General features: G+C 61.6%; 22 protein-coding genes and 1 tRNA gene. 19 read left to right on the forward strand and 4 right to left on the reverse strand.

The window, feature by feature from the left end; all coding sequences use genetic code 11:
• Window positions 1-59 precede the first annotated feature (59 nt).
• The 6 genes from accC to DESUT3_RS09005 all read left to right on the forward strand — a co-directional run bounded on the left by accC (window position 60) and on the right by DESUT3_RS09005 (window position 5369).
• Entirely contained in the window at window positions 60-1397 is a 1338-nt protein-coding gene (gene accC / locus DESUT3_RS08980; protein WP_221252145.1) for an acetyl-CoA carboxylase biotin carboxylase subunit, read from the forward strand.
• A gap of 235 nt (window positions 1398-1632) precedes the next feature.
• Window positions 1633-3129, forward strand: a complete 1497-nt coding sequence (locus tag DESUT3_RS08985; RefSeq protein WP_221252146.1) for a TolC family protein — start codon at window positions 1633-1635, stop codon at window positions 3127-3129.
• A gap of 2 nt (window positions 3130-3131) precedes the next feature.
• Window positions 3132-3953: a menaquinone biosynthetic enzyme MqnA/MqnD family protein gene (locus DESUT3_RS08990; RefSeq protein ID WP_221252147.1), complete on the forward strand. Its 822-nt coding sequence runs from the start codon at window positions 3132-3134 to the stop codon at window positions 3951-3953.
• A gap of 73 nt (window positions 3954-4026) precedes the next feature.
• Window positions 4027-4113 (forward strand) — tRNA-Leu (locus tag DESUT3_RS08995).
• A 210-nt stretch (window positions 4114-4323) separates the two neighbouring features.
• Window positions 4324-5001: a 3'-5' exonuclease gene (locus DESUT3_RS09000; RefSeq protein ID WP_221252148.1), complete on the forward strand. Its 678-nt coding sequence runs from the start codon at window positions 4324-4326 to the stop codon at window positions 4999-5001.
• 77 nt (window positions 5002-5078) lie between these two features.
• Window positions 5079-5369: a hypothetical protein gene (locus DESUT3_RS09005; protein WP_221252149.1), complete on the forward strand. Its 291-nt coding sequence runs from the start codon at window positions 5079-5081 to the stop codon at window positions 5367-5369.
• Window positions 5370-5416: 47 nt separating this feature from the next.
• Here the strand turns inward: DESUT3_RS09005 and ylqF are convergent, their stop codons facing one another.
• Together ylqF and DESUT3_RS09015 are read right to left on the reverse strand one after the other, a co-directional pair.
• Complete coding sequence (gene ylqF / locus DESUT3_RS09010; protein WP_221252150.1) at window positions 5417-6295, reverse strand: ribosome biogenesis GTPase YlqF; 879 nt, start codon at window positions 6293-6295, stop codon at window positions 5417-5419.
• 99 nt (window positions 6296-6394) lie between these two features.
• Window positions 6395-6940 (reverse strand): YIP1 family protein, encoded by a 546-nt coding sequence (locus DESUT3_RS09015; RefSeq protein ID WP_221252151.1) that lies wholly within the window; start codon window positions 6938-6940, stop codon window positions 6395-6397.
• A 378-nt stretch (window positions 6941-7318) separates the two neighbouring features.
• Here DESUT3_RS09015 and DESUT3_RS09020 point away from each other — a divergent pair, with 378 nt between their 5' ends.
• Entirely contained in the window at window positions 7319-8395 is a 1077-nt protein-coding gene (locus DESUT3_RS09020) for a saccharopine dehydrogenase family protein (RefSeq protein ID WP_221252152.1), read from the forward strand.
• Window positions 8396-8470: 75 nt separating this feature from the next.
• On the opposite strand, the gene DESUT3_RS09025 is transcribed toward DESUT3_RS09020, so the two are convergent.
• Both DESUT3_RS09025 and DESUT3_RS09030 read right to left on the reverse strand, forming a co-directional pair.
• Window positions 8471-9607, reverse strand: a complete 1137-nt coding sequence (locus DESUT3_RS09025) for an OmpA family protein (RefSeq protein ID WP_221252153.1) — start codon at window positions 9605-9607, stop codon at window positions 8471-8473.
• Window positions 9608-9959: 352 nt separating this feature from the next.
• Window positions 9960-10922, reverse strand: coding sequence for an NADPH:quinone reductase (locus DESUT3_RS09030; RefSeq protein ID WP_221252154.1), 963 nt, complete (start codon window positions 10920-10922; stop codon window positions 9960-9962).
• A 288-nt stretch (window positions 10923-11210) separates the two neighbouring features.
• On the opposite strand from DESUT3_RS09030, the gene DESUT3_RS09035 reads away from it, so the two are divergent.
• The 12 genes from DESUT3_RS09035 (at window position 11211) to DESUT3_RS09090 (ending at window position 23985) form a co-directional block, all read left to right on the forward strand.
• Complete coding sequence (locus tag DESUT3_RS09035; protein ID WP_221252155.1) at window positions 11211-11567, forward strand: hypothetical protein; 357 nt, start codon at window positions 11211-11213, stop codon at window positions 11565-11567.
• A gap of 294 nt (window positions 11568-11861) precedes the next feature.
• Entirely contained in the window at window positions 11862-12734 is an 873-nt protein-coding gene (locus DESUT3_RS09040) for a hypothetical protein (RefSeq protein WP_221252156.1), read from the forward strand.
• 150 nt (window positions 12735-12884) lie between these two features.
• Window positions 12885-13241, forward strand: a complete 357-nt coding sequence (locus DESUT3_RS09045) for a hypothetical protein (protein WP_221252157.1) — start codon at window positions 12885-12887, stop codon at window positions 13239-13241.
• 466 nt (window positions 13242-13707) lie between these two features.
• On the forward strand, window positions 13708-14166 hold the full coding sequence (locus tag DESUT3_RS09050) for an NfeD family protein (RefSeq protein ID WP_221252158.1): 459 nt from the start codon (window positions 13708-13710) through the stop codon (window positions 14164-14166).
• Between the two features lie 27 nt (window positions 14167-14193).
• A complete protein-coding gene (locus DESUT3_RS09055; protein WP_221252159.1) occupies window positions 14194-15048 on the forward strand; it encodes an SPFH domain-containing protein in 855 nt (284 codons plus the stop codon).
• Window positions 15049-15064: 16 nt separating this feature from the next.
• Window positions 15065-15373 carry a rhodanese-like domain-containing protein gene (locus DESUT3_RS09060; protein ID WP_221252160.1) on the forward strand — a complete coding sequence of 103 codons (309 nt, stop codon included), beginning with the start codon at window positions 15065-15067 and terminating at the stop codon, window positions 15371-15373.
• A 37-nt stretch (window positions 15374-15410) separates the two neighbouring features.
• Entirely contained in the window at window positions 15411-16139 is a 729-nt protein-coding gene (locus DESUT3_RS09065) for a Bax inhibitor-1/YccA family protein (protein WP_221252161.1), read from the forward strand.
• A 252-nt stretch (window positions 16140-16391) separates the two neighbouring features.
• Window positions 16392-18212, forward strand: a complete 1821-nt coding sequence (gene ligA / locus DESUT3_RS09070; protein WP_221252162.1) for an NAD-dependent DNA ligase LigA — start codon at window positions 16392-16394, stop codon at window positions 18210-18212.
• Window positions 18213-18396: 184 nt separating this feature from the next.
• A complete protein-coding gene (locus tag DESUT3_RS09075; RefSeq protein ID WP_221252163.1) occupies window positions 18397-18837 on the forward strand; it encodes a hypothetical protein in 441 nt (146 codons plus the stop codon).
• 205 nt (window positions 18838-19042) lie between these two features.
• Entirely contained in the window at window positions 19043-20173 is a 1131-nt protein-coding gene (locus DESUT3_RS09080) for an efflux RND transporter periplasmic adaptor subunit (protein WP_221252164.1), read from the forward strand.
• A 107-nt stretch (window positions 20174-20280) separates the two neighbouring features.
• Entirely contained in the window at window positions 20281-23382 is a 3102-nt protein-coding gene (locus DESUT3_RS09085) for an efflux RND transporter permease subunit (protein ID WP_221252165.1), read from the forward strand.
• A gap of 30 nt (window positions 23383-23412) precedes the next feature.
• Complete coding sequence (locus DESUT3_RS09090) at window positions 23413-23985, forward strand: isochorismatase family protein (protein WP_221252166.1); 573 nt, start codon at window positions 23413-23415, stop codon at window positions 23983-23985.
• Window positions 23986-23995 lie beyond the last annotated feature (10 nt).

The following is a 23995-nucleotide window of genomic DNA, read 5'->3' on the forward strand; positions in this document are numbered from 1 at the left end:
AGCAGTTTCACCTGTCACCAGTTACCAATCACTAGTCACTAATCACTGGGAGTCGTCCCATGTTTCATAAAATTTTGATCGCCAATCGTGGCGAGATCGCTCTGCGCATCATCCGGGCCTGCAAAGAACTCGGCATCAAGACGGTGGCGGTTCATTCCGATGCGGACCGCGAGGCTCTGCACGTCAAACTGGCCGATGAGAGCATCTGCATCGGTCCGGCCCCCAGCGCCAAGAGCTACCTCAACATGAAGGCGCTGATCAGCGCGGCCGAGGTGGTGGATGCCGATGCCATTCACCCCGGTTACGGCTTTCTTTCCGAAAACGCGGAATTCGCCGAAATCTGCGCCAACTGCGGACTGACCTTCATTGGGCCCACTGCCGAAAACATGCGCCTGATGGGCGACAAGATCACCGCGCGGCAGACGGTGATCAAGGCCGGCGTGCCCATCCTCCCCGGCACCACCGAGGGGGTGAAGAACGTCGAGGAGGCGAAGAAGATTGCCGGGGAGATCGGTTACCCGGTAATCATCAAGGCCACCGCCGGGGGCGGGGGGCGCGGCATGAAGGTCGTCCACTCTCCTGCCTCGCTGGGCAACGCCTTCGCCGCGGCCCGCACCGAGGCCCAGGCCGGCTTCGGCAATCCCGACGTCTATATCGAAAAATACTGCGAGCGGCCCCGGCACGTCGAAATCCAGATCCTGGCCGACAAGCACGGCAACGTCATTCACCTCGGCGAACGCGACTGCTCCATCCAGCGCCGCCATCAGAAACTCATCGAAGAGGCCCCCTGTCCGGTGCTCAGCCCCGCGCTGCGCAAGAAGATGGGCGAGTGCGCGGTAGCTGCCGCGAAGGCGGTCAACTACTCCAGCGTCGGCACCATGGAGTTTCTCCTCGACCAGGACAACAACTTCTACTTCATGGAGATGAACACCCGCGTTCAGGTCGAACATCCGGTCACCGAGATGATCACCGGCGTCGACATCATCAAGGAGCAGATCCGCTCCGCGGCCGGTTTCCCCCTGCGCTTCAAACAGTCCGACATCAAGATCAACGGCCACGCCATCGAGTGCCGCATCAACGCCGAGGACCCGGTCAAGTTCACCCCCAGCCCCGGAAAGATCGACGGCTACCACACCCCCGGCGGCCTCGGGGTGCGGGTGGACAGCGCCGTTTACGACCAGTACACGGTGCTGCCCCACTACGATTCGATGATCGCCAAGCTCATCGTCCACGCCGATACCCGCGAGGAGGCTATTAAACGCATGGCCCGCGCCCTGGACGAGTACATCATCGAAGGGATCAAGACCACCATCCCCTTTCATCAGCGGATCATGAGCAACAAGGAGTTTATCGAGGGGAAGGTGGATACCGGTTTCCTCGAGCGCCTGGTGCTCTAACCGGTGGGCTGATGGCGAATGCAAAGGAAAAAGGACCGGGAGTTTTCCGGTCCTTTTTTCGTTTTTGGGTCTCCAGGGGTGATTTGCCGGATTCCCTCCCCGCGAAGGGGATGGGATTGATTGTTGGGGAGCATCGTGCCAACGAGGCAATTTGGCAGGGATTGCTTGGCTTAAACAACAAGATGGTGTAAGTTAGTGCCGGTTTTTCATCGCCAAGGGGAAGGGACCTCAAACCATGCACTTTCGCAGCCTGCTGGCCATCCTGCTCTTAGGCGCTTCGCTTCCTGCCCTTGGGGCAGCCCAGACAGTCAACCTCCGCGAAGCCGAACGCATCGCGCTTGAGCGCAACCTGTCCCTCCAGGGGCAGGCCTACGATACCCGCGCCAGCGAGGCCCTGGTCCGCAAGGGGTACGGTATTTACGATCCTCTGGCCAGCTTCTCATTCGTCGAGGGGGAACAGCGCGACCAGTCCAACTCCCAGTTTTTCAGCGGCGCCACCGGGGCGGAGTTCCGGCAGTTCGATTTCTCGCTCACCCAAAAACTGCCCACGGGGGCCGATCTTACCCTGAGCTTCAACAATCAACGCAATCGGATCTTCACCCCGCCCAAGCCCCCGATCAACCCATCCTACGACAGCGAGTTGCGCCTGTCACTGACCCAGCCCCTGCTCAGGGATTTCGGGCGTACCGTCACCGAGCAGGGCATCTTGTTCGCGGTCAAGGACCGTGAAATCTCCCTTCAGGATCTTCGCGACCAGGCATTTCAGCTACTGGTCGGCGTTCGGGACGCCTACTTCAACGTGCTGCGGTATCGGGACAACCTGGAATATCGACGGACCTCGGTGGAGTTGGCGGCCACCGTCCTCGAAGAGAACCGCTTACGGGTCAAGGCCGGGGTCCTGCCCCCGGTGGAGGAACTCGAAGCCGAGGTGGGGCTCAGGACCCGCGAGCGTGAACTGCTCGATGCCGAGCGGGAATACCGCGATGCGCTCGACACGCTTGCGGTGCTTGTCAACGCCGGCGGCGAGCTGCAGGTGGCCGAAGAGACGTTGGGTGTGCCGGCGGTGCAGACCGATGAGAGAGAAGGTTTTCTGAGCGCTCTCGAAAAGCGCCCCGACCTGCAACGGCGGGTCCGGGAAATCGAACGGTTGGCTCTGCAGAAGAAAATCGCCCGTAACCAGACCCTACCGGCCCTCGACCTGGTGGCGGGGTATGCCCAGAAAGGGTTGGGGGAAGACTACAGCGACGACATGGACATGCTGATAACTGAGGACCTGCGCGATTGGGAGATCGGCATGATCGTCACCTATCCGCTCGGCAACCGTGAGGCGCGCAACGAGTATCGCCGAACCGACCTGCAGCTTAAGGGGAGCCGGGCCCGGCTTGGGCAGCTTCGCGAAGAGGTTCGCGCGGAGATCCGCTCCGCCATTCGCCTGCTGGAGGTGAACAGCAAAAAAATAGAGGTTGCGCGGCGCGGGCGGGAACTGGCCGAGGAAAAACTGCGCATGCTCATCAAGCGCAAGGAGGTCGGGCTGGCCACCACCCGCGAGGTGCTGGAAGGGGAGGAGGATCTGGCCCTGGCCCGCACCGATCAGATTGCCGCCCTGGCCGATTACAACCAGGCCATTACCGAATACCTGCGGGTCACCGGCACGCTGCTGGAGCACGAAGGGATTTACTTCTCGGGGCCGGTAACCCTTGAGGAGGGCAGCCCACTGCTCAGAATGAATTGATCATGATGCTTACCCTCGGGCAGATCAACTACCTGAATTGCGAGCCATTTTTCCATTTTCTGACGGATTCCGGGTTCGCCGGCAACATCGTCAGCGGCGTCCCTTCCCAGCTTAACCGCCTGCTCGCCCAGGGAGCTATCGACGTCAGCCCGTCTTCCTCTTTCGAGTACGCCCGCAACTGGCAGGACTACCTGCTGCTTCCAGGGCTGTCCATCAGCTCGGTGGGACCGGTGCAGAGCGTCCTGCTTTTTTCCGGCCGGACCCTGGAAGAGCTGGAGAATGCGGAGATCTTTCTGACCGGCGAGTCGGCTACCTCGGTGAACCTGCTCAAGGTCCTGCTGCGCGAGTATCTGCATTTCGATAAAGTCGTCTGCCGGGTTCCCGAGCAGCCCGTCGAGGAAATCATCGCCGGAGGGGGCAGCGCCCTGCTGATCGGCGATCGAGCCCTCAGGGCCTCACTGGCAAGCCCTCCCGGCACGCATATTTACGATCTTGGAGAATTGTGGCTGCGCTTCACCGGCTTGCCCTTTGTTTTTGCGCTGTGGATCCTGCGCCGCGAAGCTGCTTCTGCCAAGCGCGGCGAAGTGGTTCAACTGCTTCGCCAGTTGGCCGCTTCCCGGGAGCGGGCCTGCGCCTCCCTCGAAGAACTGGCCGCGGCCGTCCCCGAGGTGGAATGGATGGGCAGCCAGAGGCTTGTCGACTACTGGCGCTGCATGTCCTACGATCTTGGCGGGGCTCACCTGGAAGGGCTGCGGCTTTTCTTCGGGCTGTGCCGCAAGCACGGGCTGCTGGAGTCAGAGCCCGAAGTGAAGTTTTTCGAATAATCTCTTCTGCTTGAATCCCGCCCCTTTACCATTGACACCCAGCGAACAAATCGTTTAATAATAACCCCTCCTCGCCCGGGTGGCGGAATTGGCAGACGCAAGGGACTTAAAATCCCTCGGCCGTATGGCTGTACGGGTTCGACCCCCGTCCCGGGCACCACTTGAAATTTCCCGGCATCGACCGATGCCTACCAGAAGGCTCGCTGAATCGGCGGGCTTTTTTATTTTCATGGAGTCGGCAGGGCAGGCGCGCCGGGCGGGGGTGTTTTCAATGCTCGGTGGACGAATCTGTGCCATACTAGGAAGGATTCCGGTTCGCCCATTGACAAGAAATTGAGGGATGGACCCTTTCAGAAGAAAAGGCGAGAACGTGGCAGAGCAGACTCAGAAATTCGTTTTCATCGACGTTGAGACCACCGGGACCAATCCCGAAAGCCATGGTATCGTCCAGATTTCGGGTTGCGTCCAGGTCGGGGATGAGGTGCGGGAAACCTTCGACCATTTTGTCCGGCCTTTTCCCCAGGATCGGATCGATGACCAGGCGCTCAAGGTGTGCGGCATCGATCGTCGGCAGTTGCTGCCGAAGGATGACCCTGCCTTGCTGCATGTGCCCGGCAAGGAATTTCTCGAGCCTCAGGAGGTGTTCTCCCTGCTCAGGGAGATGCTGACGAGGTATGTCAGCCCCTATGAAAAGAAGGACAAGTTCCAGTTCGTCGGGTATAACGCCCACAGCTTCGACATGCCCTTCGTGCGCCGGTTCTGGGAGAAAAACAACGACCGCTATTTCGGCAGCTGGTTCTGGTACCCCTGCCTCGATGTGATGCTGGTCTGGGCCCAGATCCTTCAACCGGTGCGCGAACAGCTGCCCAACTTCAGGCTGGCCACGGTCGCCAGGCACTGCGGGATCGAGGTGGATGACACCCGGCTGCACGACTCCATGTACGACATCGAACTGACCCGGGCTTTATGGCTGGAGGCGCGCAGGATCATCGAGCAGGGCAGGAGTGTCCCCCCGCCGGGGACGCAAGGGGAGTTGTTTGATTTTTGATGGGGGCTGAACCTGTAGAAGATGCATAACTTCCAGTCCGGGAATTGCGGATCACGGTCAACAAAGGAGTTCTTTGAATGGGCTGGTTCAGTCTTGTCTTGAGCGCAGAGCAGGTCGCCAAAGGCGAAATGGAAGGCCGCCGGAATGAATTCGCCGCAGCATTCAAGGCGGCCGGGGCGCCGCGGATGATGGCCCTGTTCAGGGAGGCCGGTCCAGAAGGGGGCCTGACCCTTTACCTGACTCCCGACTGTGGCTCCCATGCCCCATCCCTGGTCGGCGGGTGGAACTGTGCTCCCTGCGAGAAACCGGCGATGGCCGGCCTCGAGCTGGTCGTCGGGTTCAACGAGATCACCTACTACCTTTACTGAAGGCCCTTCCGACAGCAAGCGGACCGGGGGCTGCCGTAAGGGGGCAGCTAAGGTTCCGTTTCCTCTTCAGCTGGCGCCTCTGTGGCAGGATTTACTTCACCGGGGCGCTCGAGGCTGATCCGTCCCAGTTTTCCGCTGCGCAGCTCACGCAAGAACAGCTCTGCAGCCCGCGTCAGATCGACTTCCCCGCCACCGACCAGGCAGCCGCGGCGGCGCCCCAGCTCCTCCAGGAAGTGGCTCGGGGACGCTGGCCTCTCGGTCAGCTTGTAGCGCTGCAGCAAAAACTGCGGATACCTTTCCAGAAGATAGTCTGCGGTAGTCAGCGCGATCGCCGGGGAATCGTAGGCATTGTCGCCGATCGCCCCGCTGGCCGCGAGGCGACTGGCTCCGTCCTTGTCAGCTAGCACCGGCCAGAGCAGCCCCGGGGTGTCCGAGAGCAGAATCCCGTTGCGCAGGTCGATTTGTTGCGGGCATGTGGTGATCGCCGGTTTGTCGCCCACTCTGGCTATTTTTTTCCCGGCCAGAGTATTGATTAGGGTCGATTTACCGACATTGGGGATGCCGACAATCATGACCCTGAGCGGCCTTTGACCCTTGCCGCCGCGGTTTGGCGCGAGCTTGCGGCAGAGCTTGGGCAGCGGGCCGACATCACGCCGGTCCTTCGCCTCGAGGGGGATCGCCTTGACCCCCTGCAGGCTATCAAAGAAACTGACCCACTCCCGGGTCACCTCCGGGTCGGCCAGGTCCTTCTTGTTCAAGACCTTGATGCAGGGTTTATTGCCGCGCAGCTTTTCAAGCAATGGATTGGCACTGCTTTGCGGAAGGCGGGCATCAAGCACCTCGATGAACAGGTCGATCGACGGCAGGGCCTTGATGATCTGTTCCCGGGCCGTTTTCATATGCCCGGGATACCAGTCGATAATCATTGATCTGCTCCAAAATGAAAAACCACGGGATGCTCCCAGTGGTTTTTTTAAAGAGTGTTCTTATAGCACGTTTGAAAGATAAAGGTAACCCCTCAGAAATTAAACGGCTCCGGGCGGCTTGCCGAGCCCGAATATCCAGAAGGCCAGCAGCAGGATGGCGGTCTGGATGATCCATCCGATCAGGCAGACGCCGATGGCCCTCCAGGTACTATGGTAGTCCAGAGCCTGGCGCACGGCAATCACCATGGCCACCAGCATCCAGACCCCGGCAGCCAGGTTGAGGACGGCCGTCAGCCCGGGCACGATGCCGAATACCCTGATCAGCCCCGGCGAGCTGGCAAAGCCGATGGCGCGGAGCAACTCGCCCGGGTCCGAGCTGGTCTGGGGTTCGGGGAGAAGCCTGGTGCCGATGTAGTAGGTGAGATAGGCCCAAACCCCCCAGCTGACCAGAGAGGCGAGGGTGATTCCCACCAGCCCCCCGAGCCCTCCATGCGACAGGCTGCCGATGCCCGCTGCCAAGCCCGACAGGACCACCACCAGCCCGGCCTGGCCAATTGTTTCCCGGTCGGCCTCGACCTCCTCGTAGAGGTGAATGTCGAGTAGCGCAGCTCGCTTGATGCGTTTCCAGAACAGAGCAAAGTCCATAAGTTCTCCCACCCGCGTTTGCACCGATCCCGGTCCAGTGAACCTTGCGGCCGCATCAGGATCAGGCCATTGTTTCATCCCTGGTGCAGCCTGCGCCGCCCCTTCGACCCAACGTTTTCATTATCTCACAGTGTAGAGGAGAATTTGCGAATTGCCAGTTGGCCCCGGTCTGCGGTCACTCTGGCGGATCAGTTGGGAAAGGCCAGGGGCTTGCAGGGCTTCAATGGGCCGCGCTTCACTGCTCAACGATAGGGTATTTGCCCCCGAAAATGGTAAACTTAGCGCATAGGGTCAGGAGCCTGGGAGACCACCCGGCGGGTGGTTCTCGCATTTTTGAGCGACCCATTGCTCCAGACACATTTCTGGATGGCAGGGCATATGGGGAATAAGATCGAGTCCGTGGCACTGCTTGGCCTGGGAAGGGTGGGACTGCTGGTGGCGTCCCTGTTGCACCGGGGGGGATACCGGGTGACCGGGGTTGACCGCAATCCGCCTGAGGGGGCCGAATTTGCCACCCGGCAGGCCAGCCTGATTGCCGGCGAGGCGCTGCAGGAGATCCTTAAGGGACAGGATGCGGTAGTCTCCTGTCTGCCTTACCACCTGAACCTCTCCGTGGCGCGGGCCGCCCACGCCATGGGGATGCATTATTTCGACCTGACCGAGGATGTCGCCACCACCCGGGACATCAAGGAAATTGCCCGCTCGGCCAGGGCCATTATGGCCCCGCAGTGCGGGCTGGCGCCAGGTTTCATCTCGATTGTCGGAGCTGACCTCGCGTCGCGTTTTGATAAAATCCGCAGTATCGAACTGCGGGTCGGCGCCCTGCCTCAGCATCCCCGGGGCCTGCTGGGGTATGCATTCAACTGGTCGCCGGAGGGGGTCGTCAACGAGTACCTGAATTCCTGCGAGGTGATTGCCGACGGCAAGCGGGTGCAGATGCCACCCATGGAGGGGCTGGAAACGATCATCATCGACGGCGTGCAACTCGAGGCCTTTACCACCTCCGGTGGCCTTGGGACCATGTGCGAGACCTTCGAGGGGCGGGTTGACACACTCGATTACAAGACCATACGGTATCTCGGGCACTGCAAACTGATGCGTTTTTTCTTCCTGGAACTGCTGATGAAGAACGACCGGGAGCGCGCCGGAGAAATCCTGGTAAACGCCAAGCCACCCGTCAACGATGACGTGGTTTATGTTCATGCCGCGGTGGAAGGTCTCCAACAGGGTAAATTGCGTCGCGAAGAGTTCGTGCGGGGCTACTACCCGCAGAACATCGCCGGGAAAACCTGGCCCGCCATCGCCTGGACAACGGCTGCCTCGGTCTGTGCGGTGGTGGAGCTCGCGGCGCGAGGAGTCCTGCCGGACAGTGGCTTTCTCAAACAGGAAGATATCGGCCTGCAAGCCTTTTTTGCAACCCCTACCGGGGCCCTTTACCGCGGCAAGTCAACCTAGTTGCCTAAAACAGCAAGGGCCGACTGTCGCCAGTCGGCCCTTGCTGTTTCTGCCTTCACCCGTGGTCGGATTTTGTTATTGCTCCGGCGGAATGACCACGCAACAGATGAATTCTACCCGGCGGTTCATCTGCCGGCCCTCCTTGGTTTTGTTGGTGGCTACCGGCCGGCTTTCGCCATAGCCGCGCGGATAGAGCTGAGCAGCGTCGATGCCGAAGTTTTTCACCATGTAGGCCTTGAGCGCCTGGGCCCGTCTCATGGAGAGACCCTTGTTGTAATCCGCCTCGCCCACATCGTCGGTATGGCCGGCCACCAGGATATTGACCCGGGGGTATTTCTTGACGAATTCGGCTGCCTTGGCGATGTCGTTGTGGTATCCGGGACGGATATCGGCCTTGTCGAAGTCGAACTCGATCTGCAGGGTGTACTTGAGATCACATCCGTCCGCATCGACCATCACTCCGGGGAGCGTGTCGGGGCACTTGTCCTTGTCGTCGAGGACGCCGTCGCCGTCACTGTCTCCGATTACCGGAGCCGGGGCCGGGGCCGGGGTGGTTTCGCCGTAGAAGACATCCTTGGCAAACTGGGCCATGCCGGCGTCGGTCGCCAACGAATCAACGTCGGCTGCGACGGTGCAATTCGAGATGCGGCGGATTTCATCGATGACCCGCTTGCCGTTCGCTTCATCGGCATAGCTGACCACATGGATGCACAGGTTCGGGTTGTACTGATTGTAAAGAGCCTTGGCCTGGGCAACGGGGTCGGAACCCGCGTTGTTGTCGCCATCGGTGAATAGGACCAGCGCGGTTTTACCAGAGAGCTTGCCGAGAGCAGGTCCCAGGGCCGAGAGGTCGTCCCCCAGCCTGGTTTCCCGGCCGAAAATGTAGAAGTCGGTGTCCACGCCCATGGCGGCGCTGGCCAGAGGGCCGGTCTTGTAGGGAGCGGTCTGGCCAAGGGACTTGAACTTCGATCCGAGATACAGCGAGCCATTGTATCCCAGCTCGGGGATGGCCTTGTCCAGGCGGGAAACCGCATCTACGGCAAGGTCGATTTTTTTCTTCCCGGTCTTGCCGTATTTCTGGGACATGGACCCGGACTGGTCCACCAGCAAGATGAAATTGTCGACCTTTTTCACCATCTCCGCCGATGCGGGAGAGGGGAGGGTAAAGGCCAGGGTCAGTGCGGCGGTCAGGATGAACAAGGGCATTCTCATTCTAATTTTCATCATTCGGCTCCTAATCATTGGATAAAAACGATCCTATTGCACGTGTAACTCTCTTGCGTGTAATTTACCAGAATAATTCCTATATGCAAATGTTGGGGGCTTTCGTGGAAACCCTGGGTATCCACCGGAAGTAGAATGAAGATGGACAACCCCAAAGCGGAGATAAATTTGAATTGCACTCCACCGTAACGTGCCCGGATATGTGCTGAACCTGACTGCCGGTGAGTCGGAGGCGATGCCCGCCAAGGGACCAGGGCGGAACCGAAACAGGGCGTCACCAACTACAATCTCCCGAGCCCCCGAGAAGGGGCCTTTTCCGTGGCCGGCCGTCGCGTCCTGCTCAGGGCACCAGGACGATTTTCCCATATGCCCCCTTGGCCATCACCGCGTGGTGGGCCTCAGGGGCGTCTTTCAGGGGCATTTCCCTCCCCACCACCGGATTCAGGGACCCGTTCTCCAACCCCGCACCCAGGGCAGCATGAATTCTGCGCCGCTCGGCAGCGGTGGCGTTGAAGATGACCAGTCCCAGAATGGCGGCATTGCGGCCCATGGTTTCGCGGGGATTGATCTCCACCGTGCCGCGGCAACCGATCACCACCACCCGTCCGCCAGGGGCGAGGATGGTCAGGTCCTTGCCAAGGTTGACATCGGCGAGCATCTCCAGCACCACGTCCATACCGTGCTTGCAGGTCAACTCTGGAATCCGCTCCAGGTAGCCGGGCTGGGAGTGGTCGAGGACCTGGTGGGCGCCATTTTTCAGGACCAGCGCTTTGCCTTTATCGCTGCTCGCGGTTCCGGTCACCCGCAGCCCGGCCGCCCGGGCGATCTGCACGGCCGCGCTGCCGACTCCTCCGCTGGCCCCATGGATGAGCACGAAGTCGCCCGGCTGGGCCTGGGCACGGCAGAAAAGGCCGTACCAGGCCGTGGAATAGGGGATCCCGAGCGCAGCTCCCTGGGCGAAGGACGTGTTCGCAGGCAGGGGGTAGACCTGACTCTCTTCGCAGAGGACTTTTTCCGCGTAACTGCCGCTCAAACAACCCGACAGGTAAACTCGATCTCCTGCTTGAAGGTGACCGACCCCAGGGCCAACCTGCTCGATGACACCTGCTCCGTCGAAACCGGGGGTGAATGGGAGGTCTCCTCGAAGCGGATAGTTGCCGGAGCGGATATAGGTGTCCACCGGGTTTACCCCGATGGCCTTCATGGCCACGACCACCTGACTCTGACCGGGCTTGAGGTCGGGAATTTCTTCCAGGCGCATCACCTCCGGTGCGCCGACCTGGTGTACACGTATCGCTTTCATCGCCTGATCTCCTCCATGGTTGCTCCCCAGGGCAACGGGGGGCTGGTGAAAATTGTAACCTAAAACCCCGTGGGGGCAATTTCCGGCGGGAATTGCTCAATCCAAACCTGGGAATGCTGCCTTGTCGAACCCGACATGGGATGGTTCAATTTGTCGAAAACACATGGTTTTTTCCCGACATCGGGTGGCGCGATGATAGATATCTGATGTTGGCGATAGGTTTCTCGGGTAGGCTTTTTTCCAACACAGGCCCACTCGTGAAATTCCGTCAGCAAAGGAGGTCAAGTCATGAAGCGTCTCGTTCTCAGCATGTTGGTATCCGGGGTCCTGCTGCTCCCCGCAGTCTCCGCAACCGCCGGTGACTTGCGCGGCACCATCAGCGTTACATTCGGTGGAGTACCGGTGGTTTACCTCCCCCCGCCGACCACTGTCGTGGTCAAGGAGCATCACTACCACCCCAGGCACGAACACAGGCACGGCAAGCATTGGAAGAATTGGAAGCATGAGGTTCGCCACCGCCATGATTGCGACGGGAGGGCCCGCTATGTGGAAAAGGTCTATTATGACGACGGGCGGAGCTATCGCAGGGAGAAACTGATCGTCCGCGACGATCACCGCAACCACCGCGACCGCTGGGACTATTGAGCCCGCCACTTCCCTTCAACGCGCCTCTTTCCTCCAGGCCCCGCCGGCAAAGCCGGCGGGGCTTTCACGATTAAAGCCAAAGGGTTATACTAAAATCAAGATGGTTGCGAGGGAAGCTGGACGCAGCTTCCTTTTTGCCCTGGAAAACTAGCCCTCCTGGTTTCCAGGGCTTTTTTTTCTGGTCAATGGGGTAATCAGGCCACATTGCTTTGAAATCGGAGCGCCCGGCGGGGCGGTTCGCACAGTATTTGCAACCCATGAGAAATATTACATTCCGACTACCAAGGAGGGCGCATGTCGAACCCGTTGTACAAAATCGTTTTTCGTGGGGAGCTGGCTGCCGGATTTGCCAGGGAGGAGGTCGAAGCCAACCTCAGGGCCCGTTTCCGCTACAGTGATGCGGCTTTGGCAAAACTATTTTCAAACCGGGCACTGGCACTGAAGGGCGAGCTGGACCGGCCAACGGCGTTGAAATTCCAGGAGGCATTGGAAAGGGCGGGCCTTATCGTGGAAATTCAGCCCATGGGCGCGGCCAGGCCCTCGCCGGCAACCGGGGAGGAATGTCCCCAGGCCAGCGATTCTCCGGAAAATGCAGGGCCGACCCGGGAAGCCGCCGGAGGTGGTGAGCCGGCGCCGAGCACGGACAAGGAACCTGAAGAGGCCGCGGCGTCTTCCCTGCCGCAGCCGCAGGGGCCGGAAACTCAGGATGCCTCCACGGAAATTACAGCAGCGGAAGAGGCGGAAGATGGCGCGGGGCAGGAGGGAGTGATTCTGACCGAGGTGATCTATCAGTCGATGCGGCAGACCCGGCCCTGGGTTCGGCTGATCGCCATTTTGCTGTTCCTGGGTGCCGTTTTGGGTCTTCTCGGCAGCGTGGCCCCGCTGCTGGCCGGATTGCCGGGGACTCCCGGGGCTCCTCCATATCTGCTGGTGTTTCTGGCCCAGGCTATTTTCTGCCTGTTCTATCTGGTCCCTGCCTGGTACCTGTTCAAATACGCCAAGGCGATTGGAGCGCTGCTCGCTGGCGGCGGCACTGCTGAACTGGAATCGGCCCTGCTCAGCCAGAAGTCGTTTTGGAAATTTTCCGGAATCATGGCTTTGGTTGGGCTGGTTTTGGCTCTGGTGGGTGTGGTGGCTGCGGTGGCGATTCCCATGTTCATGGGATAAAGTCCCCCTTTAGTGTCCCAAGGGGCAGGGGTTGCATCCGCTGGCCACCCAAATCGGCGGCCTGTTGAATATATTCCGCAGAGGTTCATACTTTAAGCAGATGTCGATTCCGGCATCCGGAACGCAACCAATACTCTGCGGAGAGTTGCCATGACGCGCATCGAAAAAATCTTGATTGTTCTGCTGATTCTGGTTTTTGGCCTGGTCCCGGTAGCCCTGGCCAAGGGCGGCGGGTCCGGCCACGGCGGGGGCCATTCGGGCCGGGGCGGAGGGGACGACCATGGCCGGCACCGCTCGGGGCACCACGGCGAGTTCGAGGTTGAACACCACGGCCGCCATGGCGGCATCTCGCTGGACGATCGTGGCCGTCACCACCACGGCAACCTGCTCTTCGATCATCACCATGGCGATGGCGATCACGGCCATCATCACCTGGAGATGGAATTTGAGGACCATGGGCGGCATGGGGTGGGGGAGGTGGAGATTCATCGCAGCAGCGGGCATTGATCGCCACCTCGAAGATTGAAAGTTGAACCTGGGGCCTTGAACCTCGAAGTTCGAACTTCGAACGTCAAAACCGCCGGTTCCGTCCGGCATCCGGGTTACTGCTTTGCTGGTCCAAAGAAGTAACCAAGAAAGGACCTCGCCTGGCGGCGGGCACTTCTGCCGCGTGCGGGCGGAGCTGTTGCCACCGGTGCTGCGGAAGAGTTCCCTTTCGTCTTCGTTGGTCCCACTTTTCAGCCAGGGTGGGGCGCCGACGATCTACGGGGCTGTTGCAAACCACGGTGCTGCCAAAAGAAAATAAATCCCACTGCCCACTGCCCACTGCCCACTGCCCACTGCCCACTGCCCACTGCCCACTGCCCACTGCCCACTGCCCGCCATAATATTGCATTTCCCAAGTGCATCCCGCACCGCAAAATGTTATCTTAGTGCGCGAAATCCTTGTCGAATCGTAACAAAGGGAGGGACAATGGAGATCCAGCTCCTCTGGTGGCACTGGATGGTCTTGGGCATGCTGCTGATGCTGGCCGAGATTTTCGTGCCTAGCTTCACCATCTTCTGGTTCGGCCTGGCCGGACTGGTGGTGGCTGTCCTGCTTTGGTTGGCGCCCGAGCTGGCCATCAGCTGGCAGGTAGTTATCTGGGCGCTGGCGAGTATCGGGTTCACCATCGCCTGGTTCCGCTTCTTCAAGCCGACCATGACCGACCGCACCAAGGCGGGGCTTTCCCGGGAGGCGGTGGTCGGTGAAATCGGCCAGGTGATCCGCGACCCCCAGGACGGGCGCCGCGGGGTGGTGCGCTTTTCCCTGCCGCTGCTCGGCGACGACGAATGGGAGTTCGTCACCACCGAAGAACTCAAGGTCGGGGACCGGGTGGTCGTGGTGGACGTCTCGGGAAACACCCTGGTGGTGGCCAAAAAAGGCAACTGAGTCTCAACTGTTTTCGGAGGGTTTATCATGGAAGGTCTTATTATTGCGGTCATTTTCGCCATTCTGGTGCTGGTCACCATCTCCCTCGGCGTGCGCCTGGTTCCCCAGGGGTACAAGTACGTCGTCCAGCGTCTCGGCAAATACCACAAAACCCTTGGCCCGGGGCTCAATATCATCATCCCCTATGTCGACACCGTTGCCTACAAGGTGACCACCAAGGATATTGTGCTCGACATCCCCAGCCAGGATGTCATCACCAAGGACAACGTGGTGATCATCGCCAACGCGGTGGCCTACATCAATATCGTCACCCCGGAAAAGGCGGTCTACGGCGTCGAAAATTACACCCTGGCCATCCAGACCCTGGTGCAGACCTCGCTGCGCTCCATCGTCGGCGAGATGGAACTCGATGACGCGCTCTCCAGCCGCGACCAGATCAAGGCCAAGCTCAAGGCAAGCATCTCCGACGACATCGCCGACTGGGGGATCACCCTTAAGACCGTGGAGATCCAGGACATCAACCCCAGCCCCACCATGCAGAAGGCGATGGAGGAGCAGGCCGCCGCCGAGCGTTTGCGGCGCGCAACTGTCACCAAGGCCGACGGCGAGAAGCAGGCTGCGATCCTCCAGGCCGAGGGGCGCTTCGAGGCCTCCAAGCGCGACGCCCAAGCCAAGATCGTGCTGGCCCAGGCCAGCCAGCAGGCCATCGAAAAGGTAGCCCAGGCGATTCAGGAAAAGGAGCTGCCGGTGGTCTATCTGCTCGGGGAGAAATATATCGAAGCGGTCAAAGGGCTCTCCGAAAGCCCCAACGGCAAGACCATCCTGCTGCCCGCCGACATCCCCGCCGCGGTGCGAGGCATCATGGGGGCCATGGGGAAATAACCCGCGGAGGCAATAAATGCAGGCCAAGGTTCTCGCAAAACAGTTGAAGGCCGGCAAGGCGCCTTGCATCGTCGATGTGCGCAGCGGTTTCGAATTCAGGTCGGGCCACATCCCCGGGGCGGTGCACGCACCGGCCCTGAAGATCCTGCTGCGGATGGCGAATCTGCCCCGGGACAAGGAGGCTCTGCTGGTGGTGACCTGCGAGCACGGTCCCCGCGCCCAGCTGGCCAAATCCCTGCTCGGCCTGGCAGGCTACCGCAACATCGAGCTTCTCGAGGGGCACATGGCGGGCTGGCGTCGCGCCGGGCTGCCGGTGGAAAAATAACCCGTCCGACATCAATTCTATCCGCAAGGAGGAGGCAATGCGCACCACCAACCCCGTCCTGAAAGAAAAAGTCTTCAGCCAGTCTCTGCCAGGGGTCGAGACCATGACCCTGCAGGGGGCGGTGAACAAGACCGTGGCCCTGCTGGCCCTGATCGTGATCGGCGCCGCCTGGACCTGGAACCTGCTCTACAACCAAGGTCCCCAGGCGGTCATGCCCTGGATGATGACCGGGCTGATCGGCGGGGCCGTCGTCGCCCTGGTCACGATCTTCAAAGCCAACTGGGCGCCGGCCCTGGCGCCCGCCTATGCGGTGCTGGAAGGACTGGCCCTGGGGGGAATCTCCGGCTTCTTCGAGGCGCGTTTCCCAGGAATCGTTCTGCAGGCCGTGGCTTTGACCTTCGGGGTGGCCTTTTGTCTGCTGATGGCCTACAAGTCGCGCTTGATTCAGGCGACCCAGAACTTCCGCCTCGGCATCGTCGCCGCCACCGGCGGGATTTTCGTGGTCTACCTGGCCGGGTGGATCGGCTCCTTCTTCGGGTGGCAGATCCCCTATATCCACGAATCGGGCGTGGTCGGCATCGGCTTCAGCCTGTTCGTGGTAGTGATCGCGGCCCTCAACCTGGTGCTCGATTTCGACTTTATCGAGCGGGGTGACGGCGTGGCGCCGAAATACATGGAGTGGTACGCGGCCTTCGGCCTGGTGGTGACCCTGGTCTGGCTTTACCTGGAGCTTCTGCGCCTGCTTTCGAAACTGCGTTCCCGCTGAATCATCGATTCCAAGCCATTTCCGCCCGGTGTGGCCTGCCGACCAGAAGGCTGCACCGGGCTTTTCCCCATTTTTCACGTCCCGCCCCGTCGCCCCGCTATCCCATCCGCGAATCTTCCTCCCGTGAATAATTTCAAAGTATTGAGGCATTTTCCCCTTGACGGGGCGATCTTCGATTAATACGCTCAAACCTTTCCGCCTTCAGTACAGTCTGCATTTTAAGACAATGCCTCGTTCAACGGGAGATCACCCATGGTTCTTTGGCTCCTTCCCTGGTTATTCACCCTGTTGCTGCTGCCCGCTCCAGTGGGGGCCGGTGGGCCCTGCCCCGAACTTGCGGAGGATACTGCCGCTAAACGGATCGCGCGCCTGGGGGCCGAGATCCAGCATCACAACCGCCTCTATTACCAGGAGTTGCGTCCGGAAATATCCGATGCGGAGTATGATCGGCTGTTCGCCGAGTTGGTCCACTTGGAAGAGTGCTTTCCCGGACTGGCCTCGGCGGATTCGCCGACCGGGAGGGTCGGCGGCGGCAGGGTCGCGGACGATACGCGGGTGGTCCATGAGCGCCCGATGCTCAGCCTGACTTCGGGAAGCGGGCCCGAGGCGGTGGAAAAACTGCTTGGACGGCTTGAGGGGGAGCGGGAGGGCGAAGTGGCGCTGCTGGTTCAGCCCAAGGTCGACGGCCTTCCGGTGGAGCTGATCTATCAGAAGGGCGAACTGGTGTCAGCAGCGACTCGCGGCGACGGACAGGCGGGGGAAGATGTCACTGCCCGGGCCAGGGAGATTCCGGGGGTTCCCCTGCAATTGCACGGCGGGTTCCCCGCCAGGTTGGTGGTGCGCGGGGAGGTTTATGCCGACCTGGAACTCTATCGCCGGCAACGGGGGGGCTTGGCCGGGACCTATGCGACCCCCCGGCATCTGGCCGCAGGGGCGTTGCGCGCCGGGCAGCCCAATGTAGAAGGCACCGCCTGCCTGCGGCTATTTACCTTCGAGTGGGTCAATCCAGTTCCCCAAAACGGACCTCCAGAGAGCGATTTACTCGCCTTGCAGCGGCTGCGGGATTGGGGTTTCCCGGTACTTCTCGAGCACACCCATCGGGCGCGATCACTCGGTGACGTGCGTTCGGTCTACCGGCATTATCTTCGTGAGCGCGAGGAGCAGCCATTCGCCATGGACGGCATTGTGGTCAAAGCAGACTCCCTGGCGCTGCGCAACAGACTGGGGGAGGGCAGCCGGGCTCCTCTGTGGGCCGCGGCCTGGAAATTTCCGCCCGCAACCGCCGTCACCCGGGTGGTCGCGGTCGAATGGAGCGTCGGCCGCACCGGTCGCCGCACCCCGGTGGCCATCGTGAACCCCGTGAAAATCGGCGGAATCCGCGTGCAGAGGGTTTCCCTCCACAGCCAGTCCGAGGTGGTCCGGCTCGGGGTTGCCCCCGACGACGAGGTGGTTGTCGCCCTGGTCGGGGACGTCATCCCCCAACTGACCGAGGTGATCGGGAGGGCCTCCGGCGAGCGGGCGGAGTTGGAGATAGCCCTGGATGGGGTGAAACCCAAGGCAGGCCAGTGCCTGCGGGAATCCGCCGCATGCCGCGAGCAGTTCGTCGCACGAGTGACCCATTTTGCCTCGAGGGAAGGGTTGGGGATTTCCGGCTTGGGCCGGGGGCGCATCGAACGGCTGGTGGAAGCTGGGCTGATCGGTGGTCTTCCCGATCTGTTCCGCTTGCGGGCCAGCGAGATCGCTGCCGTACCCGGGTTCGGGGATCGCTCGGCGGAAAATCTCGTCGCTGCCATCCGCGTAGTCGGCCGGCCGCCGCTATACCGCCTGGTGGCCGCGCTGGGGATTCCCGGTGTCGGCCAGGCAACCGCCCGCCGGTTGGGCGAGCATTTCGCGACCCTGGCTGATTTGCTGGCTGCCGATGAACAGGCGCTCTCCAGCATACCCGGGATCGGTGTCGTGACGGCGGGCGCTATCCGCTCCTTTTTCAGGTCGCAGGGCGGGGTGCGATTGGTGGAGGGGTTGAGGGCCCTGGGGATAACCGGCGAGCGGGTAGGAACCGAACCGCGCGGGTAGATAGCCGGGTTCGGCGGATATTCTGGCTGAGGACCATTTGTAGAGGAGCAGATCGGGGCCAAATTACAAAACTTTACCTAGGTTGCCCGAGTCTTTACACACCAGCGGGGGGCGTGCGTCCTAAAGTGGAAGCAAGGGAGTCTGTATCAGGACAGGCTCCAATTCCTGGGAAAGGAGTATGAGTATGAAATACGCTGCTTCTTATCCGGCCCACTCGCTGGGAAAGTTTTTTCTTCCCCTGGTAATGTTGTTAATCTGCGGAGTTCTGCTGTTGGCGGCGCCGGTCTCCGCCGGCCAGGTTCGCCTTGGCTTCGGGTATATCGACTCCCCGGAGGTGCTCGATTCGCGGTATCTTGCTGCTGATGCCTTGTCGCTGTTTTGGCTCTCCGGGCGTCACTGGAGCGGGCACTCGGGGTATTGCGACAGGCGCAAGGGGCATTTCTACAGGCATTTTGGCCATTACGGAAGGGGACATGACCACCTCCACAGGCATCACGGCAGGCACTTCGGCACTTTCGACCGCCATTTCGACAAACTGGAGCGCCATTACAGGAGCCATGACCGTTATTTTCATGGTCACAGGCAGTTCCATGACGGTCCCGGCCGCCGCTTCCGGCACAGATGAGCACCATAGGTACAATTGGCAACAGTCCAGGGACCCTTTTCCCCCTGCGAATGATCGTTTTGTTCATTGACATCCCCTGGGGAAACGGCTTAGCCTGAGTGATATTTATGGGATAGCATTGGTGTGGTAAAATACGGCTTTCGGGGTCCGAAGCCGTTTTCCTCTTTTTATCCGGGAGAGATTCTCCCCATCGATCAACAAGGCCATGACAAAACGCATACTGATTACCCTGTTAGGTCTCATCCTGCTGATTGCCGGCATCGCCGGCATCAAAACCCTGCAGATTCGAAAAATGATCGCCCAGGGGAGCCAGTTCGTGCCGCCGCCGGAAATCGTGACCACGGCGGTTGCCGAAAAGGATTCCTGGGAATCGCTGCTGACCGCCGTCGGCTCTCTGGAGGCGGTGCGCGGCGTCACGGTTTCCGCCGAACTCTCCGGCAAGGTGGTCGGTATCGAGTTCGAAGCGGGGAGCACGGTCCAGAAGGGGGATATCCTGCTGCGCCAGGACACCTCTTCGGAGAAAGCCCGCTTGCCCGGCGCCGAGGCCGCGGTCGCCCTGGCCAGGAGCAATCTGGACCGGTATCGGGAACTGCTCCAGCAGAGGGTGATCTCCCAGGCCGAGTACGATTCGTTTTCCGCGACCTACAAGCAGGCGGTGGCCGAGGCGGACAACATTCGCGCCACCATCGAGAAGAAAACCGTGCGTGCACCGTTCGGCGGCAGGCTGGGGATTCGTCTGGTCAACCTTGGGCAGATCCTTAACGAAGGGGAGGCCATCGTATCGCTGCAAGCGCCCGACCCGATCTATGCCAATTTCCTGCTCCCCCAGCAGGACCTGACGCAACTCGGGGTGGGGATGGCGGTTCGGGTCACCACCGACGCTTTGCCGGGAGAGACCATCGAAGGGACCATCACTGCAATCAACCCCGAAGTGGACGCCGCCACCCGCAACATCCGCCTGCAGGCCACGGTTCCCAACCCCGGGGAAAAGCTGCGCCCGGGGATGTTCGCCAGCGTCGCCGTGGTGCGCCCGGTGCAGGATCCGGTGCTGACCATTCCGGCCACCGCCGTGCTCTATGCCCCGTACAGCGACTCGGTGTTCGTGGTCGAAGAGAAGCCTGCCGAGCAGGGGGCTGAAGCTGGGAAAGTTCTGCGCCAGCAGTTCGTGCGCCTGGGGCGCAAGCACGGGGATTTTGTCGCCGTGGCCTCAGGCCTGGAGGAAGGCGAAACGGTGGTGAGCACCGGCGTGTTCAAACTGCGCAACGGCCAGGCGGTGGTGGTGGACAACACTCTGTCCCCCGAGTTCAAGCTGGCGCCGACGGTGGAGAATAACTGAACCGATAATTGGGCTTCGGCCGCGTCTGATTCGACCGATCGGACAGATCCGTCGGGTCCGACCCGGCCAGGCCTTAATGATCTTTTTTCAAACCAAACCTTAACTCTATGAAATTCACCGATCTCTTCATCCGCCGCCCGGTTTTGTCGCTGGTGGTCAGCCTGGTGATCATCATCGCCGGACTGCAGGCGATCCGCTCGCTCAACGTGCGTCAGTACCCGCTGAGCGAGAACGCCACGGTCACCGTCACCACCGTCTACGTGGGGGCCAGCGCCGACCTGGTGCGCGGCTTCATCACCACGCCCCTCGAGCGGGCCATCGCCGCGGCCGACGGCATCGACTATCTCCAGTCCGAGAGCAAGCTGGGGCTTTCGACCATCAAGGTGCGGCTCAAGCTCAACTACGATTCGACCAAGGCTCTGGCGGAGATCAGCTCCAAGGTGGACCAGGTGCGCAACGACCTGCCGCCCGAGGCCGAAGTCCCCATCATCAACATCGAGTCGGCCGACAGCCAGTTCGCCTCGGCCTACCTGAGCTTCACCTCCGATGTGCTGCTGCAGAACGAGATCACCGACTACCTGGTGCGTATCGTCCAGCCGCGCCTCTCGGCCATCGAGGGGGTGCAGCGGGCCGACATCCTCGGCGCCCGCACCTTCGCCATGCGCATCTGGCTCAAGCCCGAGCGGATGGCCGCCTTCAACATCACCCCGGTGCAGGTGCGCCAGGCGCTGGCCGCCAACAACTTCCTCTCCGCCGTCGGCCAGACCAAGGGTTCGCTGGTCCAGGTCAACCTGACCGCCAACACCGACCTGCGCTCGGTGGAGGAGTTCAAGCGCCTGGTGGTGCGCGAGCAGGGCGGCGCCATCGTGCGCATCGAGGACATCGCCGAGGTGGTGCTGGGTGCCGAGGACTATGACGCCGAGGTGCGCTTCTCCGGGCAGACCGCGGTGTTCATGGGGATCTGGCCCCTGCCCAACGCCAACTCCCTCGACGTCATCAAGCGGGTGTCGGCGGAAATGGAAGCGATCCAGAAGGACCTGCCCAGCGGCATGCAGGCCCGGGTCGCCTACGACGCCACGGCCTACATCGACAGCGCCATCCACGAGGTGCTCAAGACCCTGGGCGACACGTTGCTGATCGTGGTGGTCATCATCTTCCTGTTTCTCGGCTCTTTCCGCTCGGTGCTGATCCCGGTGGTGGCCATCCCCATGTCGCTGATCGGCGCGGTGTTCCTGATGCAGGCCTTCGGCTTCACCATCAACCTGCTGACCCTGCTGGCCATCGTGCTCTCCGTCGGCCTGGTGGTCGACGACGCCATCGTCGTCGTGGAGAACGTCGAGCGCCATCTGAGCCTCGGCGAATCGCCGCTCAACGCCGCGCTGCTCGGGGCCCGCGAACTGGTCGGGCCGATCATCGCCATGACCATCACCCTGGCGGCGGTCTACGCCCCCATCGGCCTGCAGGGCGGGCTGACCGGCTCCCTGTTCCGCGAGTTCGCCTTCACCCTGGCCGGGGCCGTCACCATCTCCGGGGTGGTGGCCCTGACCCTCTCGCCGATGATGTCGGCCAAGCTGCTCAAGCCCGGGATCGAGGAGCACGGCCTGGCTCTGCGCATCGCTAAGGGCTTCAAATGGTTCCGCGGGCTTTACGGGCGCATGCTCGATGTAACCCTCGGCACCCGCCCGGCGGTCTACCTGGTCTGGATCGTGATCAGCCTGCTCGCGGTCCCCATGTTCACCATGTCGCCGGTTGAACTCGCTCCCACCGAGGACCAGGGGGTCATCTTCGGCATCCTCGACGCCTCGGCCAACTCGACCCTGGATCAGACCAGCCGCTACGCGGCGGCGGCCAACGACGCCTTCATGGGCGTTCCCGAGACGGATTTCACCTTCCAGATCACTTTCCCGACCGGCGGCTTCGGCGGCATGGTGACCAAACCCTGGGAGCAGCGCGAGCGCACCGTTTTCGAGATCATGCCGGAAGTGCAGCAGAAACTCATGGCCATTCCGGGGATCCGCATGTTCCCGGTGACGCCCCCGGCGCTGCCCGGCGGCGGCCAGTTCCCCGTGGAGTTCGTCATCGCCTCCACCGCCGAGCCCGAGCAGATCCTGCAGTTTGCCCAGCAGATCCAGCTCAAGGCCATGCAGAGCGGCATGTTCGCCTTCCCGCCGATCATCGACGTCAAGATCGACCAGCCCCAGTCCGAAATCGTCATCGACCGCGACAAGGTGGCCGACCTCGGGCTCAATCTCGAGCAGGTGGGCGCCGACATGGGCTCGATGCTGGGGGGCAATTTCGTCAACCGCTTCAACATCGCCGGGCGCAGCTACAAGGTCATCCCGCAAATCCAGCGGGTCGACCGGCTCAACCCCGAACAGCTGAAGAACATCTACGTCACCGGCCCCAGCGGTCAGCTGATCCCGCTGAGCACCATCGCCACCATCGAAAGCACCACGGTCCCCCGTTCGCTGAACCGCTTCCAGCAGCTCAACGCCGTGATGATCAGCGGCGTGGCGGTGCGCCCCCTGCACGAAGCGCTCACCTACCTGGAGGACCAGGCGGCCAAGATCCTCCCCCAGGGCTACGTACTCGACTACACCGGGGAGTCGCGCCAACTGCGCACCGAGGGCAACCGCTTTCTGCCGGCTTTCGGCCTGGCGGTGGTGCTGATCTTCCTGGTGCTGGCGGCCCAGTTCAACAGCTTTCGCGACCCCTTCGTCATCCTCGCCGGTTCGGTGCCGTTGGCCATGTTCGGCGCGCTGCTCTTCACCTTTCTCAAGATCCCCGATCCGAGCGTCGCCTTCTGGACCCACGGGTGGACCACCACCCTCAACATCTATTCCCAGGTCGGACTGGTGACCCTGGTGGGGCTGGTCTCGAAAAACGGCATCCTTATCGTCGAGTTCGCCAACAAGTTGCAGGAACAGGGGCTGACCAAGCGCCAGGCGGTGCACGAGGCGGCCCTGACCCGCCTGCGGCCGATTCTCATGACCAGCGCGGCGACCATCGCCGGGCACTTTCCGCTGACCCTGGTCACCGGCGCCGGCGCCGCGGCGCGTAATTCCATCGGTCTGGTGCTGGTCGGCGGCATGGCGGTCGGCACCCTGTTCACCCTGTTCATCATCCCGGCCATCTACATGCTTATCGCCCGGGATCATTCGCGGGATCGCGTCGCGGAGGCCGAGTTGGCCGAGCCGCAGAAGGCTTGAGCTTTTTATCCCCAGCCCAGGAGGATGCCCATGAGCCAGGATATTTCCCGTTTCAAGCTTGACAAGGATAAAGCCGCGCTGGTGGTGGTGGACGTGCAGGAGAAGCTGATCCCCGCCATGCCCGAAAAAGTCTACCGGCAGACGCTGAAAAGCATCCAGTTCCTGGTCGAGGGGGCCCGCCATCTCAAGCTGCCGGTGGTGGCCACCGAGCAGTACCCCAAGGGGTTGGGGCGCACGGTTTCCGATCTGGCCCAGGCCTGCCAGGACAAGCTGGTGGAGAAGGTCAGCTTCGGCTGCTGCGGGGAGCCGAGCTTTCTCGAGACGCTTAAATCCCTGGGTCGCTCGCAGATCATCGTGACCGGGATGGAGGCCCATGTCTGTGTCTACCAGACGGTGCTCGGCCTGCTCGACGCCGGCTACCACGTGCACCTGGTACGCGACGCCATCATCTCCCGGGGCAAAATCGACTACTTGAACGCCCTGGAAAACGCCGCCCGCGCCGGGGCCACCGTGACCACTGCCGAGACCGCGCTGTTTCAATTGATGGGCGCCTCCACCGCGCCGGAGTTCAAGGCGATCTCGGCCCTGGTGAAAAACCGCTGAGCGGCCGGCC

The sequence above is a fragment of the Desulfuromonas versatilis genome (assembly GCF_019704135.1).
GTDB lineage: Bacteria > Desulfobacterota > Desulfuromonadia > Desulfuromonadales > NIT-T3 > Desulfuromonas_A > Desulfuromonas_A versatilis.

What these genes read in the sequence shown, in the direction of transcription:
- accC (WP_221252145.1), top strand. Translation starts at nt 60, where the DNA reads ATGTTTCATAAAATTTTGATCGCCAATCGTGGCGAGATCGCTCTGCGC.
- DESUT3_RS08985 (WP_221252146.1), top strand. Translation starts at nt 1,633, where the DNA reads ATGCACTTTCGCAGCCTGCTGGCCATCCTGCTCTTAGGCGCTTCGCTT.
- DESUT3_RS08990 (WP_221252147.1), top strand. Translation starts at nt 3,132, where the DNA reads ATGATGCTTACCCTCGGGCAGATCAACTACCTGAATTGCGAGCCATTT.
- DESUT3_RS09005 (WP_221252149.1), top strand. Translation starts at nt 5,079, where the DNA reads ATGGGCTGGTTCAGTCTTGTCTTGAGCGCAGAGCAGGTCGCCAAAGGC.
- ylqF (WP_221252150.1), bottom strand. Translation starts at nt 6,295, where the DNA reads ATGATTATCGACTGGTATCCCGGGCATATGAAAACGGCCCGGGAACAG.
- DESUT3_RS09015 (WP_221252151.1), bottom strand. Translation starts at nt 6,940, where the DNA reads ATGGACTTTGCTCTGTTCTGGAAACGCATCAAGCGAGCTGCGCTACTC.
- DESUT3_RS09020 (WP_221252152.1), top strand. Translation starts at nt 7,319, where the DNA reads ATGGGGAATAAGATCGAGTCCGTGGCACTGCTTGGCCTGGGAAGGGTG.
- DESUT3_RS09025 (WP_221252153.1), bottom strand. Translation starts at nt 9,607, where the DNA reads ATGAGAATGCCCTTGTTCATCCTGACCGCCGCACTGACCCTGGCCTTT.
- DESUT3_RS09030 (WP_221252154.1), bottom strand. Translation starts at nt 10,922, where the DNA reads ATGAAAGCGATACGTGTACACCAGGTCGGCGCACCGGAGGTGATGCGC.
- DESUT3_RS09035 (WP_221252155.1), top strand. Translation starts at nt 11,211, where the DNA reads ATGAAGCGTCTCGTTCTCAGCATGTTGGTATCCGGGGTCCTGCTGCTC.
- DESUT3_RS09040 (WP_221252156.1), top strand. Translation starts at nt 11,862, where the DNA reads ATGTCGAACCCGTTGTACAAAATCGTTTTTCGTGGGGAGCTGGCTGCC.
- DESUT3_RS09045 (WP_221252157.1), top strand. Translation starts at nt 12,885, where the DNA reads ATGACGCGCATCGAAAAAATCTTGATTGTTCTGCTGATTCTGGTTTTT.
- DESUT3_RS09050 (WP_221252158.1), top strand. Translation starts at nt 13,708, where the DNA reads ATGGAGATCCAGCTCCTCTGGTGGCACTGGATGGTCTTGGGCATGCTG.
- DESUT3_RS09055 (WP_221252159.1), top strand. Translation starts at nt 14,194, where the DNA reads ATGGAAGGTCTTATTATTGCGGTCATTTTCGCCATTCTGGTGCTGGTC.
- DESUT3_RS09060 (WP_221252160.1), top strand. Translation starts at nt 15,065, where the DNA reads ATGCAGGCCAAGGTTCTCGCAAAACAGTTGAAGGCCGGCAAGGCGCCT.
- DESUT3_RS09065 (WP_221252161.1), top strand. Translation starts at nt 15,411, where the DNA reads ATGCGCACCACCAACCCCGTCCTGAAAGAAAAAGTCTTCAGCCAGTCT.
- ligA (WP_221252162.1), top strand. Translation starts at nt 16,392, where the DNA reads ATGGTTCTTTGGCTCCTTCCCTGGTTATTCACCCTGTTGCTGCTGCCC.
- DESUT3_RS09075 (WP_221252163.1), top strand. Translation starts at nt 18,397, where the DNA reads ATGAAATACGCTGCTTCTTATCCGGCCCACTCGCTGGGAAAGTTTTTT.
- DESUT3_RS09080 (WP_221252164.1), top strand. Translation starts at nt 19,043, where the DNA reads ATGACAAAACGCATACTGATTACCCTGTTAGGTCTCATCCTGCTGATT.
- DESUT3_RS09085 (WP_221252165.1), top strand. Translation starts at nt 20,281, where the DNA reads ATGAAATTCACCGATCTCTTCATCCGCCGCCCGGTTTTGTCGCTGGTG.
- DESUT3_RS09090 (WP_221252166.1), top strand. Translation starts at nt 23,413, where the DNA reads ATGAGCCAGGATATTTCCCGTTTCAAGCTTGACAAGGATAAAGCCGCG.